This is a genomic window from Sporofaciens sp. St.21A7 (genome assembly GCF_059728535.1).
Genome location: NZ_BAAGFN010000001.1, coordinates 2,508,428 through 2,525,909 on the forward strand (window position 1 = coordinate 2,508,428; position 17,482 = coordinate 2,525,909).

Below are 17,482 nucleotides of genomic sequence, written 5' to 3' on the forward strand. Positions count from 1 at the left end.
GTCATATATGCAACGCAAATAGACTGTTAATTTAAAACATTGAAGGGGTTATCGAGAAATAGATAGCCCCTAAATTTTTGCTCTCAGCATTTGGGGTAAAGATATTAGATTTTGATTGAGTAAAAACGTGAGACATGGTAATATAATAAAAAGGAGATGAACACCGATGGAGATGCAGGAAGCAATCAGGACATGGGAAGAACTAAAGATAAAAGATGGTTTCCTATTTGCCAAGGTAATGCGGGACAAGAGACTGTGTAAGATGCTTCTGGAGAGACTTCTCCAAACCAAGATTAAGGATATCGTGTATCTGGAAGAGGAGAAGGCAATTGATATTGGAAAGGATGCAAAGAGTGTACGTCTGGATGTGTATCTTGAAGATGGGAACCGAGTGTTTGATTTAGAGATGCAGACGACAGATAAGGGGAATTTACCGAAGAGAAGCCGTTACTATCAGGGAATGATAGATTTGAATACCATAGAGAAAGGCGAGAATTACAAGAAGCTGAAAGAAAGCTATGTTATATTTATCTGTAATTTTGACCCGTTCCACCAAGGGAAAGCGCAGTATACATTTGAGAATCTGTGTTTAGAGGATAAAAGCCTGAAGTTGAATGATGGGGCGAAGAAGGTGTTTTTCAATGCGGAAGGCTACATGGATGCAGAGAATGAAGATGTAAGAGAATTTTTAAAATATGTAAGGGGAGACGAAAGTAATAATCCTTTCGTGAAAGAGATTGATGAAAAGGTGGCGCAGGTAAAAGAAAGCAAAGAATGGAGGTTGGAGTATATGACTTTGTTAATGAGAGAAGCAGAGATTAGGGAAGAAGGAAGAGAGGAAGGAAGGGAAGAAGGTATCAGGGGAACGGTCTCTGTGTTAAGAGAGATGAATGTTCCGGCGCAGACAATCTTGCTTAAAATTCAGAAGCAGTTTAATCTGAATCCGGAAACATCCAAAAAGTATTTGTAAAGATGGAATTGCAGGAATAATTAGGAAAAAAGGAGATTAAGATGCTTAATAACAAAGGGTTTGATTTATGGGCGGATGGATATGATAAAAGTGTGGGGGTGTCGGACGAGGATGGCACTTATCCGTTTGCGGGATATAAGCAGATATTGAATGAAATTTACAACAGAGTGCTGACAAATAAAAGTAAGGCCGTTTTGGATATTGGGTTCGGCACTGGTACCCTGACCACTAAATTGTATGAGCAGGGATGCCAAATTTGGGGACAGGATTTCTCCGGAAGAATGATTGAACTGGCAAAAGAAAAGATGCCGGAGGCAAAACTATTCCAGGGAGATTTTTCAAAGGGTCTTGTTGATGAATTAAAACATCATAGATATGATACAATTATGGCTACATATTCTCTGCATCATCTGTCAGATGAGCAAAAGATCTGTTTTATTAAAGAAATATTATCCTTATTGCGCGATGGGGGATGTCTGTATATTGGAGACATAATGTTTGAAACATGGGCAGAGCTGGAGAAGTACAAAACATTGATTGGCGAGGAATGGGATGATGATGAATTCTATTTTGTAGTAGACGAATTGACGAAATTTTTTCCGCAGATGAAATATGAAAAGTTCTCGTTCTGTGCCGGATTGTTATCTATACCTATTCGGGCATCTCGAGATTTTTGAAGTCGTTGTGCAAAAAAGAGAAATATTATAAAATTAAAAACGTTTTTTTATGAATATATGCGGTTGATATTTGCTGAGAGAAGTGATAGGATTCTAGTAAAGTAGTTTAAGAGAGCTCTAAACAACTGAAATATTTTTTAGCAAAGACGCTTATTTACCTGGATGGTGAGTAGGCGTTTTTTCATATTAAATTGTACTGAAGTAAGTTAAAAATTGAAAAAGAGCAAGACGGGAGAGAGGATATTATGTTACTAAAAGAGACAGGATTAACCGCACAGGACATCAAAGAAAAGGTTGACAAATACATGATTGAAACCTATGAAAGATTCGATTTTGTGGCCGAAACCGCAAAGGATATGTACGTCCGAGATGAAAAGGGCGAGGCATATCTCGATTTTTACGCAGGAATCGCAGTGAATTCAGTAGGCAACTGTAATCCGTCAGTCGTGGAGGCAGTTCGCGAGCAGGTAGGACAGATCATGCAGACCTTCAATTATCCCTATACAGTTCCGCAGGCGCTTCTTGCAGAGAAGATCTGTACTGCAACAGGCATGGACAAGATTTTTTTCCAGAACAGCGGAACAGAAGCAAATGAAGCAATGATCAAGATGGCGAGAAAGTACGGCGTTGAAAAATACGGTTCCGGTAAGTATAATATCGTTACAGCGGCAAACTCATTTCATGGAAGGACTTTTGGGGCGATGAGTGCGACCGGGCAGCCAGACAATGCCTGCCAGACAGGGTTTGGAGATATGACGCCTGGCTTTACCTATGCGGAATATAACAATCTTGATGCATTCAAAGCTGCCTGTACGGAGAATACGGTTGCGATTATGATTGAACCGGTTCAGGGAGAGGGCGGAGTTAATCCTGCAACGCCGGAATTTATGAAGGGGCTCCGTAAGTTCTGTGATGAGAACCATATCCTGCTGCTGCTCGACGAGGTCCAGACCGGCTGGTGCAGGACGGGCGCTGTCATGAGTTATATGAATTACGGGGTAAAGCCGGATATTGTCTCTATGGCGAAGGCTATGGGAGGCGGTATGCCCATCGGAGCGATCTGTGCAACGGCAGAAGTGGCCAAGGCATTTACAGCGGGCTCCCATGGTTCGACATTTGGTGGACATCCGGTCTGCTGTGCGGCGTCGCTTGCAGCAGTTACAGAGCTGTTGGATCAAGATCTGGCAGGTAATGCGAAGAAGATGGGAGCGTATTTCATGAAGATGCTTGGAACTCTTCCCCATGTCAAGGAGGTGCGGGGCCAGGGATTGCTGGTGGGCGTGGAATTTGAGGATGGAATTAGCAGTGCAGAGATCAAGCATGCCTGTTTTGACAGAAAGCTGCTGATTACAGCCATCGGCTCTAGTGTGATCCGTATGATACCACCGCTGATTGTTACTGAGAATGACTGTAAAAAGGCGTTTGATATCATTGCAGATGCCGTTCGTGAGGTGTATGCTGCGAATATGCGGAAAAAGCTGACTGCTGCGTAAGCTTTCGTATGTAGGTACTCTGCGAAGTCCATAGGTCATACTGTGGAATCAGGAGGCATCGTGGATAGTGTTTTATTTGTCCTTGACAGATTATATGATTCTGTCAAGGACGTTTTTTACTTTATAGGAAATTCCGACCTATTGGCACACAAAGAAAAACATATGTTTACCGAACATATGTTAGATAGATATGTGTTTCAGGTATTCAAAACAGACGGTCAAGGATTTAGAAAATATAAAAACCTTCCTCTCCAAAATCGTCGTCAAATGGGTCATCTTCATTTAAGAAATAATCCATATCAAGAAGGTCATCCTCGCTCATGCGGCGAATGTCCCCGGATGTCATGCCTTCGGGTGGATTATCTATATATTTTTTGCGTAGTTTCTCTGTGTTTGGGTTCATAAGTACAGCCTCCTTTGAAAGGAGTATACTACAGAAATGGGAATTAAGAAAGTCATGCAGAAGACCTTTTTCCACGAGAACGGGACATGACTTTCTCGTACAATTCTTCCAGAGAAACGCGCTTGTGGTTGAAATAGAGTTCTAAAAACAGCATAGTTGTGCCACATTCACATTTCAGCGGGTCATAGCCAAAAGCAGAGAGAATGGCCGTGCGCCACTGGTTAAAGCTTCTGAAAATGCGGTGTTTTTCACGGGAAATGATTCTATAAAGTTTTTTATCAATCTCCCGGTGGCGTGCATAAATGCCGCCATAGCGGATCATTTTGAAATGCTTTTCCGGGATATGGCGGATCAGGCGCTCTATGAACTCCATAACAGGAAGGGTCTCTTCCACATAGGCGTCATCTTCGTGGCGGTTGTAGTGAAAGGTGACAAAGTCACCATCATAGCTGTCAATCCGGGATGTGGCGATAACAGGCCGCCCCAGATAGCGTCCAATGTATTTTATGGCAGTTTTTGGGTCACATTTATTAGGCTTAGCATAGACATAGAAACCGTCTTTGTGATCCCGGTAACAGCGTGACTTAACCCTTTTGAAAGAAGGGCCGATTTTGGAGTCCATTTCATTGAGCAGGGCAGTGAGGAAAGCATTGCGGAGATAGGTATAGTTGAAGTGTCTGGTATTGCGCCAGAAACCATTATCGCTGTAACCACCCTCAGAAATAAGGCAGTGTATATGGGGGTTCCATTTTAAGTCCCTGCCAAAAGTGTGGAGGACCATGATAAAACCGGGAGTAAAGTTCATGGACTTATTCTGTTTAAAAAACATGCGTGAAACAACATTGTTTACGGCATGAAAAAGGCAGTCGAGGAGGGAACGGTCATTGAGGAAAAAATCCCGGAGCTGCTCATCAATTGTAAAAACACAGTGGCGATGACGGACATTTACCAGTTTAAAGGACATACTGGTAGTGCGTTCCATGGCATATTTATTGCCACAGGTGGGGCAGAAACGGCTTTTACAGCGGAAAGGGACAAACTTAAGCTTTCCGCAGTGTGGACAGCCATACATGGCGCCACCAAAGGAGGGAGCGCCGCAGTTGATCATTTTTTCAACATTTTCGATGACAGAGTCACGGGGATGTAGGATATAAACCATTTCTTCATAATGATCTTTAAAAATTTCTTGTAGTATGCTCATAAGACTATTATGCAGGAAAACAAAAGAAAAAGAAACCCCTAATTCCCCCATGAATGGGGGCTAGGGGGTTGAAGTGTCGAAGACACTTTTTTATGCATGAAATCATACCTTAATGGACGAAGTCCACCCGCCCCGCCAAGGGGCATGCATTACGGTGTGCCCTTGGGTATGAGCGGCGAGGCGGTGTCTGCAAAGAACGCTGCATTAATCATCTATTGACATATGGTACAATATGGAATATAATAATACCAACCTAAAAGGTAGGTATTTGAAAGATGAAAGGAGAACCGATTATGGCTGATTACAGATTTGAAACATTACAACTACATGTAGGCCAGGAGAATCCTGACCCGGCAACTGACGCCCGTGCAGTTCCCATCTATGCGACTACTTCTTATGTGTTCAGGGACTCGGCCCATGCAGCGGCTCGTTTTGGCCTTGCCGATGCCGGCAATATCTACGGCAGACTGACGAACTCCACGCAGGACGTATTGGAGCAGCGGGTGGCAGCGTTGGAGAGCGGCGCGGCTGCCTTGGCCCTTGCCTCCGGAGCGGCGGCAATTACATATACGCTGGAAGCCTTGGGACAGAACGGTGGTCATTTTGTCGCACAGAAGACCATATATGGGGGCAGCTACAACCTGCTGGCGCATACGCTCCCAGCATTCGGTATTACTGCCAGCTTTGTAGACATTCATGACCTTTCGGAGGTAGAAGCAGCCATTCAGGATAACACTAGGGCGATTTATATCGAGACCCTCGGCAATCCGAACAGTGATATTCCAGACATTGACGCATTGGCGGAACTCGCTCATAAGCATGGCCTTCCGTTGGTGGTAGATAATACCTTTGGTACGCCATATCTGATCCGTCCCATTGAGCACGGGGCAGACATCGTCGTTCATTCAGCTACGAAGTTTCTCGGAGGCCACGGTACGACTCTTGGCGGAATCATTGTAGATTCCGGAAGATTCGACTGGACGGTTTCCGGAAGATATCCGGCGATTGCAGAACCAAATCCCAGCTATCACGGCATATCCTTTGTGAAAGCGGCGGGGCCGGCTGCATTTGTAACGTATATCCGTGCAATCCTGCTTCGTGACACAGGAGCGGCGATTTCTCCTTTTGCGGCATTTCTGCTCTTGCAGGGAATCGAGACATTGTCGCTGCGTCTGGAACGCCATGGGGAGAATACAAAGAAGGTGGTGGAATTTCTTGCGGATCATCCCCAAGTCGAGAAGGTCAACCATCCGTCCTTACCGAATCATCCGAACCATGAGCTGTATCAGAGATACTTCCCGGATGGAGGCGGCTCCATCTTCACGTTTGAGATTAAGGGAGGCGTAGAAGAGGCACATAAGTTTATTGACAATTTGAAAATCTTTTCTTTGCTTGCCAATGTTGCCGATGTGAAAAGCCTGGTTATCCATCCGGCGACCACGACCCACAGCCAGCTTACAAAAGAAGAACTGGAAGATCAGGGAATTAAGCCCAATACCATCCGGCTTTCCATTGGTACAGAGCATATTGATGATATCATAGCCGATTTGCAGAATGGCTTTGATGCGATAAAATAGGAGGAATCGTCATGTCTAATATTTATACGTCTGTCGATCAGTTGATTGGCAGGACACCACTTCTGGAACTGATACATATCGAGGAGGCTTACGGTCTGAAAGCAAGAATTCTTGCGAAGCTCGAATACTTGAATCCGGCGGGCTCTGTAAAGGATCGTGTCGCAAAGATGATGATTGAGGAAGCCGAGAGAACGGGAAGGCTTAGGCCTGGCTCCGTCATTATCGAGCCGACTTCCGGCAATACAGGTATCGGCCTTGCCGCTGTAGCCGCAGCAAGAGGATACCGGGTCATTATCGTAATGCCTGAGACAATGTCCGTGGAACGACGCCAGCTTATGAAAGCCTATGGCGCCGAGCTGGTACTGACCAAAGGAGCCGAAGGTATGAAGGGTGCAATTGCCAAAGCGGAGGAAATGGCTGGCGAGATACCGGGAAGCTTCCTTCCGGGGCAGTTCGTCAATCCTGCCAATCCGAAGGCGCACAGGGAGTGGACCGGTCCTGAAATATACGAGGACACGGATGGGAAGGTGGATATCTTTGTGGCGGGAGTAGGAACCGGCGGGACGATAACCGGTGTAGGCGAGTACCTGAAATCAAAGAATCCTGCCGTCCGGATCGTTGCCGTTGAGCCTGCGGCTTCTGCCGTGCTCTCAGCAGGTGCGGCAGGCCCCCATAAGATTCAGGGGATTGGCGCGGGATTTGTTCCGGAAGTCCTGAATACGGCGATTTACGATGAAATCCTGCCAGTTTCTGATGAAGATGCATTTGCGGCGGGAAGGCTCGTAGGCAGGAAGGAAGGCATTCTCGTAGGAATCTCATCTGGCGCCGCAGTTTTTGCTGCGGTCAAGTTAGCGAAGCAACCGAAAAATGAAGGTAAAACAATCGTTGTACTCCTGCCTGATACGGGAGACCGATATCTGTCTACGCCGCTGTTTGCAGAGTAGGAGGAATTTATGATGATTTCAACAAAAGGCAGATATGCACTTAGGGTGATGGTCGATTTGGCAGAGAATTATGGAAAAGGTTATATTCCTATGAAAGAGGTGGCAAAAAGACAGGATATCTCCCTAAAATATCTGGAGCGGATACTCCCTGTCCTGACGAAGAACAAGTTGATTGAAGGGCTTCAGGGGAAGGGCGGCGGATACCGTCTGGCGGCAGAGCCTGGCAGTATCCGTGTCGGGGATATCCTGCGCCTTACGGAAGGGAATCTTGCACCGGTGGCTTGCCTTAGGTGTGAGACGAATGCTTGCGAGAGGGCAAAAGAATGCAAGACACTGCCGATGTGGATGGAATTTTACAGGCTTACGAACGCATATTTTGATGGGATCACGTTGGAAGATCTGATGGTGTGGATTCAAAAGGAATCATAATCGGGAAGGTACTTTGCTTAGAAACAAAATGATGCGGATGATAAGGAGGAAGGCAGATGGAAGGAGATTTGGATATTATAGCGTTGCCAAAAGAAGAATGGGCAGGGACCGTGATACCCATGAAATACACAGCAGAGGAATATTATGATATTCGGATAGAGAGGGATGGGAGCGGCTTCCATGTCAGTATGCCAAAACAGCGTTTTGACGTACCGGTATCTCATTATCCGGAGGAGTACGATTTCCCGGATAAACTGTATCAGCCTCATTGGGAGAAGGCATGTGCGTGGGGGATCGTTAAAGAGCAGGATGGGAAAAAACAGATGCTTGCCTGTATCGAGACTTGTCCGGAGGAGTGGAGCAACCGGCTGATGGTGACGGAATTATGGGTGCATGAGAATCTCAGAAGGCAGGGGATCGGGCATCGGCTTATGGCTGTGGCAAAAGAACAAGCGGTTCGGGAGCGCAGAAGGGCGATGATTCTGGAGACCCAGTCCTGCAATACGGCGGCGATCCGATTCTACGAGAAGGAAGGATTTGAGTTGATCGGGTTTGACACATGTTGTTATTCCAATCGTGACAGAGAACGGAAAGAAGTCCGTATCAATATGGGATATTTCTTAAAGGCAGAGGATTAGATGGGGGCGCATGACGGAGAGTATCCGCTGCGCCGATATTCCAGAATTGTGGAGATGGAATGAAGTTTCCGGGTTGATATTTTTCTCAAGATGGGCGATAATATAGAGTAAGAAACCATAAGAAGCGGGAGGAACAAATGGAACGCAGAGATAAGACGAACTATTATCTAGATCTTGCAGAGATGGTGTCCCAGAGATGTACCTGTCTAAGGAGGCACTATGGAGCAGTGATCGTAAAAAACGACGAAGTAATTTCCACAGGATATGTCGGCGCTCCCAGAGGGCGGAAGAACTGTACGGATCTTGGCGAGTGTGTCCGCAAGAAGATGGGGGTGCCGCGGGGAGAGCGTTACGAACTCTGCCGGAGCGTCCACGCCGAGGCGAATGCGATCATCAGCGCATCGAGGGATAAGATGATCGGAAGCTCCATGTATCTGATCGGAATTGAGGTGGATACGGGAGAGTATATCAAGAATGCCAATAGCTGTTCTATGTGCAAACGGCTGATCATTAACGCAGGAATCAAGAAGGTGTTTATCCGTGATACGAAGGAGACATACCGGATGATTCTCGTGAGCGACTGGGTGGAGAATGATGAATCAATCGACGGAGTGTTTGGATACTAAGAAAAATAAATGGAAGAAAATAGCCAGAGAATGTTTTGACATGATCGTGATACCGGTCCTGCTTGCTTTGTTTTGCAGCAAGGTCTTGATCGTCAATGCCACGATTCCGTCTGGTTCCATGGAGGATACCATCCTTCCGGGGGATCGGATAATTGGCTTCCGTCTGGCATATCTTTTGCAGGAGCCTGACCGGGAGGATATTATTATCTTCCGTTTCCCGGATGATGAATCCCAGGTCTTCATAAAAAGGGTCATCGGACTTCCCGGAGAGACGGTTCGTATTGTGGATGGACGGGTCTACATAGACGGTTCAGATACGCCCCTTGATGAGATTTACCTGAAAGAGGCGCCGCAAGGCAGTTTTGGGCCTTATGAGGTTCCAAAAGATTCCTATTTTGTGATGGGGGACAACCGGAATCATTCCCATGATTCCAGATTTTGGGAACATCAATATGTAGAGAAAGAGAAGATTCTGGCTAAGGCGGTATTCCAATATTATCCGCGGATTAGGATGGTGGAATGATGAAGTACATACGACGGATTTGTTGTGCGTTGTGGATATGTCTTACGGCAAATATCCCGTTTTTATATCAGGATAACATTTTTTTCATGCTCCTTTTGGTATTTGGGTTTATTTTGCTCAATATTATCCCGGCATTTTCCCATCGGAAGATTTCGGGAAGAAGGCTTAGGATCTGTGCGGATGGCTGTGAGCTTCTGGTCTGTTTTCTGTTATCTGTGAGTGTGTCGGCGGTGGGTTTAGCCATAATGCTGCCGGTATGTTTTCCGCAGGACAAGCTGTTATGGTTCGCGGATCTTGCCTGTGTGATAGCCGTGGAGGCGGCAGTGTTCTTTAGCGGCATCATCCGTGTGTATCTGACTTCCTCACAGATTGGGGTAAAATGGAGGACAATAGGGATTCTGTGCGCATGGATACCGATTGTAAATCTTGCAGTGCTGCTGAAGATTATCCGTATGGCGGCGGCAGAATGGGAATTTGAGAGCGGGAAGATCATGCAGGCGCAGGAGCGTAAGGATGAGAGACTGTGTGAGACCAGATATCCGATCCTCATGGTGCATGGGGTGTTCTTCCGTGATTTTAAATATTTTAATTATTGGGGGAGGATTCCCAAAGAACTAGAGGCGCATAGCGCTTCGGTCTACTATGGGAACCATCAGTCGGCGGCTTCGGTTGCGGACAGCGGCGGGGAGCTTGCCAGGCGTATCAGGGAGGTAATTGCCGAGACGGGCTGTCAGAAGGTGAATATCATCGCACATTCCAAGGGCGGGCTGGATTCGAGGTATGCGGTCAGTGTTCTTGGGATGGCAGAATATGTCGCGTCCCTGACCACGATTAACACGCCTCACCGGGGATGTATTTTTGCGGATTATCTTCTGGGGAAGATTCCTCAGGCAGCGAAGGATAAGGTGGCGGATACTTATAATGCCGCCCTTAGGAAATTAGGGGATGAGAACCCGGATTTCCTTGCTGCAGTCACGGATCTTACGGCTTCGGCATGTCAGAGGTTCAACCAGAATGTACCGGATATGCCGGGGGTTTATTATCAGAGTGTGGGTTCCAAACTGAATGTGGCGTCAGGAGGAAGGTTTCCGCTCAATTTTTCCCATCAGCTGGTGAAATTTTTTGACGGCCCGAACGATGGGCTGGTTGCGGAGAGTTCCTTTCCCTGGGGGGAAGATTATACATTTCTAACGACCAGCGGGAGACGGGGGATTTCCCATGGGGATATGATCGATCTGAACCGGGAGAATATCCGGGACTTCGATGTGAGAGAGTTTTATGTGGGGATCGTCAACGGGCTGAAGGAGAGAGGGTATTAAAGATAAATGCCTATCATAGATTTATGGAGGAATAATATGGCTCTGAAAAATAAACTGGGGATTAATGATTCAGCGGAACTTCTGTAAATCTTGCAAAAGGCAATTTCAGATTTGCGCCTGTTATGTATTTGGAAGCTGCTTTGAGGAATATTGACAATATGCCTCAATCAACTTTCGATGAGATTGTAGAAAAATATGTAGAGATGAATATTGCCCATCCATTTAGAGAAGGTAATGGGAGAAGTACACGTATATGGCTTGACTTGATATTAAGAAAAGAATTAAAGCTAGTGATAGATTGGAATAAGGTTGATAAAGAAGATTATCTGCTTGCTATGGAAAGAAGCCCGATTAAGGATGTGGAAATTAAAATTCTGCTTAAAAATGCATTAAGACCTATAAAGTTTGATGGCAAGAAAGAGTTGAATTTGCCGACAGGATTGGTGTATACTAAAGGAAAAATATAGAATAATTATGAAGAGGTGTTGAAAAGATGGATTTATTGGAAGTAATGAGAAGCCGCAGGAGCGTAAGGACTTACACCGGGGAAGCTGTTCCGGAAGAGAAGGTGGATCAGATCTTAAAGGCAGGGCTTTTGTCTGCATCCGGAAAGAATTTAAAGCCGTGGGAGTTCATCGTGGTCCATGATAAGGATGTGCTGGCGAAGCTTACGAAGAGCAGGGCGGTCGGCGCGGCAATGCTTGAGCATGCGGACTGCGCGATTGTTGTCGTAGGCGACACGGAGAAGACCGACGTTTGGACTGAGGACTGTTCGGCTGCCATGGCGAATATGCATCTGATGGCTGACTGCCTTGGCGTGGGAAGCTGCTGGGTACAGGGAAGGCTTCGGGAGGCTTCGGACGGAAGGACGACGGAAGTGTTCATTCGGGATTTGCTTGGTATTCCGGACAAGTATGGCGTGGAGGCGATCCTGTCATTGGGAATGCCTAAGGATCATCCGGCCGCATATTCTCTGGACGAGCTGCCGATGGATAAGGTTCATAAGGAGAAATTTTAAAGGGATAAGGGTAAGCCATTCCAGAGTGATGTGTAACTTTGGAATGGCTTATTTTCCGGGAGGCAGCGTATATGATTAGAAAAACCAGAAAAAAGAAGGCCGCCGCCGTATCCATCATCGGCGGGGCAGACGGGCCCACCAGTGTTTTTATTGCAGGAAAGGCGAAGAAGAAAAGCCTGAAAGAAAAAATACGGCAAAGACATGCCCTTAGGAAAAGGGCAAAGGCAGCGTCAGCTATCAAAGCAGAACCCCATAGCTTTGACGAGCTGGTACTTTATCTGCAAAATAAATACCATGCGTCTGAGCTGTCAAAACAGAGTGTTTCTTATCAGGAACAATATAAATGTGTGAAAGAATCCCTGATTTTACATTACCAGCCGGAATTGCTGGGAGGTTTGGCAAAGATTCCGGCTCTCAAAGGCAGGGACCGAGCTTCCATCGAGGAAGCGCTCCGTCAGGCCAGGCTTCGCAGCGAGGCGGCCCAGGCGGTTTCGGACGGGCAGTTCCCAATAGATTTTCATCTTTATAGAATCTGTACCAAAAGAGGGATGATTGAATTTGCAGTGGAGAGAAGATGGGGATTGATTTCCTGTTCTTACAGCGGCAGCAAGGAAGAGATGAAGAGACTGAAAGCAATTTACCGGGACGTATATCTATATTACGGGGTCACAGAAGAGGATATCCGCAATCAGACAGACCGTTATCAAGAATTAGTGTCTGTTTTGGCGATTTAGAGCGGATAATGAATGATTCGCAGTATCGGCGATGCATCAAAAAAACAGCCACTGACGGTATGGCTGTTTTTCTTCTTCACATCTATCGTTCTCAAGCAACTGCCTTTAAGCGATTCCGTTCACGGCTTTTGCCAGACGGGAAATCTTTCTTGAACAGGTATTCTTGTGGTAAACGCCCTTGCTTCCTGCCTTGTTAATCTCAACAGTCGCAACTTTGAGAGCCTCTGCGGCAGCCTGTGCGTCTTTGTTCGCAACAGCAGCCTCGACCTTCTTCACGCAAGTTTTTACCTTAGACTTGATTGCCTTATTTCTAGCAGCTTTTGTTTCGTTCACTAAGATTCTCTTCTTTGCAGATTTGATATTAGCCAATTTGTCCACCTCCAATATCTTATATTTCGATTCATTCGTATCGATGACTGACTTCGTTAGAGCCGGACACGGACGTTCTAACGAAACATACGAGTTTATTTTAGGGCAAGGAATGGTTTCTGTCAATACATATTTCTCAAAATATTGTAAAAACTAGCAATAAATCAGTAACAGACTATGAATAAAGTGAGGATGTAAGGGATGATTGAAAAGTATAGTATCAGGACGGACCTTGCCCTTGAGGACAAGGAGCGGTTTGAATCGGACAATGTGGAGGTTCAGGGCGTCTCCCTGAAGGAGGACTACGATGAAGAGCGTGAGATCAAGGTGACGACGGTTAAGATTGAGACGGAGAACGGCGCAAAGGTCATGCGCAAGCCGGTGGGAACCTATATCACCATGGAAGCGCCAAATATGGCGGTTCCCGACGAAGATTACCACGACGAGATTTCGGGGGAGCTTGCCAAGTTCCTTGCCCGCTTTATTAAGAAGGACAAGGAGGATTTTTCGGTTCTTGTGGTGGGACTTGGAAACCGCAAGGTGACTCCGGATGCGCTGGGCCCTTATGTGGTGGATAACCTGAACATTACCCGTCATATTGTGAAGGAATACGGCAAATACGCCATGGGAGAGGAGAACGTACATCTGGTAAGCGCCATCGTCCCCGGGGTCATGGCGCAGACCGGCATGGAGACGGTAGAGATTATCAAAGGGATTGTCCGGGAGACGAAGCCGGATATGATGATTGCCGTGGACGCACTGGCTGCAAGAAGCTCGAAACGGCTGAACCGGACCATCCAGATTACGGATACAGGCATTAATCCCGGTTCCGGCGTGGGAAACCACAGGAATGCCATCACCAAAGATACGGTGGGTATCCCGGTGGTGGCAATCGGCGTCCCAACGGTGGTAGATGCGGCTACCATAGTCAACGACACCATGGAGAACCTGATCCTGGCGTTGGAGAGCTCGGAGACGCTGCGGGGAGTCGGTGTCGTGATGCAGGGATACAATGCGGCGGAAAAATATGAACTGGTGAAGGAGCTGATTTCCCCTCACCTAAACGGACTGTTCGTGACACCGAAAGACATTGACGAGACGGTAAAGCGCATCAGCTACACCATCTCAGAGGCGCTGAACATGCTTTTTTCAAGAGGACATGCACATAATCAGGAAATGGGTGTCATATAGTGTTAAGGAATTGATATCCTGTGCAGGCGGTAAAGAGGGAATTCCTTCCCAAAGAGTTTTAGGAGGCAAAAGGCAGACGTTTGCTTAGAGGGAGGTTTTCCCCCGGATGGCCTATGTACAGGTGAAAGCAAGATGCAGATGGAGTGATGATGTGGAACAAAGAAAGAGGGTCAGCCAAATACTAATCGTTGTCATATTGGGAATCCTTGCAGTCTATACCTGCATGAATATTTCACCGCCCCAAAGGTCTGAAAAGGGAGCTCAGGCAGACCAGACGAAACTGAACAGGGTGTTGATGGAACACGCCAAGCGGACATTCCTGACGGGATTCGTTTATGTGGAAAACGGAAACGACGGTTCACTTATAGACTGGATTGCGGAAACGGCGATGGAGCTGATTCCTCTTGGCGTTTACATAGAAGGGAAATCTTCTGCCTATACAGATATCGAGGATCGGGAGACTTACCAGATGATTCTTGCGAATCAGGCAAATGACGAGAATATGGTGGACGAGAATGGGAAACTGGTACAAAAGGACGGGGCTGACCCGCCGGTAGTTCAGGCATCCGCGCCGCAGATTGACACTTCTATGGAAAAACTGATGAACTACGAGTATCTTCTGGGGAATTTTTACACTGTGGATTCCAGCACTATGGCAGACCCGGAGCTTTTGAACGCACAGGTGCTTCTGGAAAAGAATATGAAGATTGACCAGTCAAAGAAAGGCCCGAAAGTACTGGTCTACCATACCCACTCTCAGGAGGCCTTCGCGGACTCTGTGCCGGGGGATGAGAGCACCACCATTGTGGGGATGGGGAACCTGCTGACGGATCTTCTCAACGATAAGTATGGAATTGAGACGATTCATCATAAAGGCGTTTACGACATGGTGGACGGGAAACTGGACCGGAGCATGGCGTATGACTTGGCGGAGCCGGAAATCCAGAAGATTCTTGACGAGAACCCCAGCATCGAGGTAGTCATCGATCTTCACCGTGACGGAGTGGGGGAGCAGACCCATCTGGTAACGGAGATTGACGGGAAACAGACCGCCCAGATTATGTTTTTTAACGGGATGAGCCGGACGAAGGCAAACGGCAATATCGGATACCTTGCCAACCCGTATATCCAGGATAACCTTGCCTTTTCCCTGCAGATGCAGCTTGCCGCAATGGCAAAATATCCGGGCTTCACCAGACACATTTACCTGAAAGGCTACCGCTATAACATGCATTTCAAACCGAAATCCCTCCTGATTGAGGCTGGGGCACAGACGAATACGGTGGATGAGATGCGCAATGCGGTGACGTATCTTGCCGACGTACTAGATACGGTGCTCATAAAATAAAATGTATTTGAACAATGCCATATTTTGTGCTAAGATGTGGGAGGTGTGGAAATATTTACAAAGAAAGGATCTGAATAATATGGCGAACAAGAATACATATGATGCAGATAGTATTGCCATACTGGAAGGGCTGGAAGCGGTACGGAAAAGACCGGGAATGTACATCGGAAGCGTTTCAACGAAGGGGTTGAATCATCTGATTTATGAGATTGTGGATAATGCGGTGGATGAACATCTGGCGGGTTTCTGTACGGAGATACGCGTGACATTAGAAAAAGACGGTTCAGCTACGGTTGTGGACAACGGAAGAGGCGTGCCTGTGGGTATGCATGCCACAGGCGTATCGGCAGCGCGGGTAGTCTATACCACGCTTCACGCGGGGGGTAAATTCGACGACACAGCCTATAAGACCAGCGGCGGGCTTCATGGCGTGGGCTCTTCTGTGGTAAATGCCTTGTCCGTCTATATGGATGTAGAAATCAGCCGCGAGGGTTATGTCCACCATGACCGCTATGAGAGGGGGAAGCCGGTCATCGAGCTTGAGGACGGGCTGCTGCCTAAGATTGGGAAGACGAGAAAGACCGGGACGAAGGTGAATTTCCTCCCGGATGATACCATATTTGAGAAAACGAAGTTCCGGGCAGATGAGGTCAAGAGCCGGATGCATGAGACGGCATATTTGAACCCCACGCTTACGATTATCTTTGACGACAAACGAGGGAGCGAGGCGGAACATATCGTTTACCATGAACCGGACGGGATCTTAGGGTTCATCAAGGACTTGAATTCCAAGAAGGAAACCGTCCACGACCCTGTGTATTTCAAGGGAGAAGCGGAAGGCATTGAGGTGGAGGCGGCATTCCAGTATGTGAATGAATTCCATGAGAATGTACTTGGTTTCTGCAACAATATCTACAATGCAGAGGGCGGGACCCATCTGACCGGGTTCAAGACCACGTTTACCACGGTCATCAACCAGTATGCAAGGGAGCTTTCTATCCTGAAAGAGAAGGATACGAACTTTACAGGAGCCGATGTCCGTAACGGGATGACGGCGATTGTCTCAATCAAGCATCCGGATCCAAGGTTTGAGGGGCAGACTAAGACGAAGCTTGATAACCCGGATGCGTCCAAGGCGTGCAGCAAGGTGACGAATGATGAGATCATCCGCTATTTTGACCGGAATCTTGAGAACCTCAAGAAGGTTATCGGCTGTGCGGAGAAGGCGGCGAAGATCCGCAAGACGGAGGAGCGGGCGAAGACGAACCTCTTGACGAAGCAGAAGTATTCCTTTGACAGCAACGGCAAACTTGCCAACTGTGAGAGCCGGGACGCCAAGAAATGTGAGATTTTTATCGTGGAGGGAGATTCTGCCGGGGGCTCGGCGAAAACGGCGCGGGACAGGATGTATCAGGCAATCCTTCCGATCCGGGGGAAGATTCTGAATGTGGAGAAGGCCAGTATCGACAAGGTGCTTGCCAATGCGGAAATCAAGACCATGATTAATGCCTTTGGATGCGGATTTTCGGAAGGATACGGGAACGACTTCGACATCAGTAAGCTTAGGTATGACAAGATTATCATCATGGCGGATGCGGACGTGGACGGAGCCCATATCTCCACACTTCTTTTGACGCTGTTCTATCGGTTCATGCCGGAGCTGATTTTCGAGGGCCATGTCTATATCGCCATGCCGCCCCTCTATAAGGCGATGCCTAAGAAGGGGGAGGAAGAATATCTCTATGACGATAAGGCGCTGGAGAGATATCGCAAGACCCATGACGGACCCTTTACTTTGCAGCGGTACAAGGGTTTGGGGGAGATGGATGCCGAGCAGCTGTGGGAGACGACGCTGAACCCTGAGACACGGATTTTAAAGCTGGTGGAGATTGAGGACGCCAGGATGGCGTCCGGGGTGACAGAGATGCTGATGGGGACGGAAGTGCCGCCGAGGCGGACGTTTATCTATGAGAATGCGACGGATGCTGAGCTGGATATATAATACATCCAGAACAAGAAGGA

The 17,482-nt window shown here is 47.3% G+C and carries 18 protein-coding genes and 1 pseudogene; 16 read left to right on the plus strand and 3 right to left on the minus strand.

The features are described from left to right. Positions 1 to 166: 166 nt before the first annotated feature. The 3 genes from AC6I3O_RS12320 to AC6I3O_RS12330 all read left to right on the plus strand — a co-directional run bounded on the left by AC6I3O_RS12320 (position 167) and on the right by AC6I3O_RS12330 (position 3,140). Positions 167 to 970, plus strand: coding sequence for an Rpn family recombination-promoting nuclease/putative transposase (locus AC6I3O_RS12320; RefSeq protein WP_497851137.1), 804 nt, complete (start codon positions 167 to 169; stop codon positions 968 to 970). A gap of 41 nt (positions 971 to 1,011) precedes the next feature. Further along, positions 1,012 to 1,647 carry a class I SAM-dependent methyltransferase gene (locus tag AC6I3O_RS12325; protein ID WP_497851138.1) on the plus strand — a complete coding sequence of 212 codons (636 nt, stop codon included), beginning with the start codon at positions 1,012 to 1,014 and terminating at the stop codon, positions 1,645 to 1,647. A 245-nt stretch (positions 1,648 to 1,892) separates the two neighbouring features. Next, positions 1,893 to 3,140 (plus strand): aspartate aminotransferase family protein, encoded by a 1,248-nt coding sequence (locus AC6I3O_RS12330; protein ID WP_497851139.1) that lies wholly within the window; start codon positions 1,893 to 1,895, stop codon positions 3,138 to 3,140. Between the two features lie 226 nt (positions 3,141 to 3,366). On the opposite strand, the gene AC6I3O_RS12335 is transcribed toward AC6I3O_RS12330, so the two are convergent. Both AC6I3O_RS12335 and AC6I3O_RS12340 read right to left on the minus strand, forming a co-directional pair. Then, entirely contained in the window at positions 3,367 to 3,543 is a 177-nt protein-coding gene (locus AC6I3O_RS12335; protein WP_168354808.1) for a hypothetical protein, read from the minus strand. Between the two features lie 52 nt (positions 3,544 to 3,595). After that, positions 3,596 to 4,744, minus strand: a complete 1,149-nt coding sequence (locus AC6I3O_RS12340; RefSeq protein WP_497851140.1) for an IS91 family transposase — start codon at positions 4,742 to 4,744, stop codon at positions 3,596 to 3,598. 293 nt (positions 4,745 to 5,037) lie between these two features. On the opposite strand from AC6I3O_RS12340, the gene AC6I3O_RS12345 reads away from it, so the two are divergent. From AC6I3O_RS12345 to AC6I3O_RS12390, 10 genes and pseudogenes are all read left to right on the plus strand, one after another. Continuing rightward, positions 5,038 to 6,321, plus strand: coding sequence for an O-acetylhomoserine aminocarboxypropyltransferase/cysteine synthase family protein (locus AC6I3O_RS12345; RefSeq protein ID WP_497851141.1), 1,284 nt, complete (start codon positions 5,038 to 5,040; stop codon positions 6,319 to 6,321). An 11-nt stretch (positions 6,322 to 6,332) separates the two neighbouring features. Then, the gene (gene cysK / locus AC6I3O_RS12350; RefSeq protein WP_497851142.1) at positions 6,333 to 7,265 is read left to right on the plus strand and encodes a cysteine synthase A; all 933 of its coding nucleotides are present in this window, start codon (positions 6,333 to 6,335) and stop codon (positions 7,263 to 7,265) included. A 9-nt stretch (positions 7,266 to 7,274) separates the two neighbouring features. Next, the gene (locus AC6I3O_RS12355) at positions 7,275 to 7,694 is read left to right on the plus strand and encodes an RrF2 family transcriptional regulator (protein WP_497851143.1); all 420 of its coding nucleotides are present in this window, start codon (positions 7,275 to 7,277) and stop codon (positions 7,692 to 7,694) included. Between the two features lie 56 nt (positions 7,695 to 7,750). Further along, positions 7,751 to 8,332: a GNAT family N-acetyltransferase gene (locus AC6I3O_RS12360; RefSeq protein ID WP_497851144.1), complete on the plus strand. Its 582-nt coding sequence runs from the start codon at positions 7,751 to 7,753 to the stop codon at positions 8,330 to 8,332. Positions 8,333 to 8,469: 137 nt separating this feature from the next. Continuing rightward, positions 8,470 to 8,958 carry a deoxycytidylate deaminase gene (locus tag AC6I3O_RS12365; protein WP_497851145.1) on the plus strand — a complete coding sequence of 163 codons (489 nt, stop codon included), beginning with the start codon at positions 8,470 to 8,472 and terminating at the stop codon, positions 8,956 to 8,958. After that, a complete protein-coding gene (lepB, locus tag AC6I3O_RS12370; protein ID WP_497851146.1) occupies positions 8,927 to 9,481 on the plus strand; it encodes a signal peptidase I in 555 nt (184 codons plus the stop codon). Before AC6I3O_RS12365 ends, lepB begins: the two co-directional genes overlap by 32 nt. After that, positions 9,478 to 10,800 carry an esterase/lipase family protein gene (locus tag AC6I3O_RS12375; protein ID WP_497851147.1) on the plus strand — a complete coding sequence of 441 codons (1,323 nt, stop codon included), beginning with the start codon at positions 9,478 to 9,480 and terminating at the stop codon, positions 10,798 to 10,800. Before lepB ends, AC6I3O_RS12375 begins: the two co-directional genes overlap by 4 nt. A gap of 80 nt (positions 10,801 to 10,880) precedes the next feature. Then, positions 10,881 to 11,192: pseudogene (locus tag AC6I3O_RS12380) on the plus strand (Fic family protein); the annotation flags it as partial. A gap of 101 nt (positions 11,193 to 11,293) precedes the next feature. After that, complete coding sequence (locus tag AC6I3O_RS12385) at positions 11,294 to 11,818, plus strand: nitroreductase family protein (RefSeq protein ID WP_497851148.1); 525 nt, start codon at positions 11,294 to 11,296, stop codon at positions 11,816 to 11,818. 71 nt (positions 11,819 to 11,889) lie between these two features. Next, complete coding sequence (locus AC6I3O_RS12390) at positions 11,890 to 12,552, plus strand: hypothetical protein (RefSeq protein WP_497851149.1); 663 nt, start codon at positions 11,890 to 11,892, stop codon at positions 12,550 to 12,552. Positions 12,553 to 12,657: 105 nt separating this feature from the next. Here AC6I3O_RS12390 and rpsT read toward each other — a convergent pair whose 3' ends face one another. Then, on the minus strand, positions 12,658 to 12,921 hold the full coding sequence (gene rpsT / locus AC6I3O_RS12395; protein ID WP_497851150.1) for a 30S ribosomal protein S20: 264 nt from the start codon (positions 12,919 to 12,921) through the stop codon (positions 12,658 to 12,660). Between the two features lie 201 nt (positions 12,922 to 13,122). Here rpsT and gpr point away from each other — a divergent pair, with 201 nt between their 5' ends. The 3 genes from gpr to AC6I3O_RS12410 all read left to right on the plus strand — a co-directional run bounded on the left by gpr (position 13,123) and on the right by AC6I3O_RS12410 (position 17,462). Then, positions 13,123 to 14,112: a GPR endopeptidase gene (gene gpr / locus AC6I3O_RS12400; protein WP_497851151.1), complete on the plus strand. Its 990-nt coding sequence runs from the start codon at positions 13,123 to 13,125 to the stop codon at positions 14,110 to 14,112. Between the two features lie 106 nt (positions 14,113 to 14,218). Next, the gene (gene spoIIP / locus AC6I3O_RS12405; protein WP_497851152.1) at positions 14,219 to 15,460 is read left to right on the plus strand and encodes a stage II sporulation protein P; all 1,242 of its coding nucleotides are present in this window, start codon (positions 14,219 to 14,221) and stop codon (positions 15,458 to 15,460) included. A gap of 79 nt (positions 15,461 to 15,539) precedes the next feature. Next, positions 15,540 to 17,462 carry a DNA gyrase/topoisomerase IV subunit B gene (locus AC6I3O_RS12410; protein ID WP_497851153.1) on the plus strand — a complete coding sequence of 641 codons (1,923 nt, stop codon included), beginning with the start codon at positions 15,540 to 15,542 and terminating at the stop codon, positions 17,460 to 17,462. Positions 17,463 to 17,482: the final 20 nt, after the last annotated feature.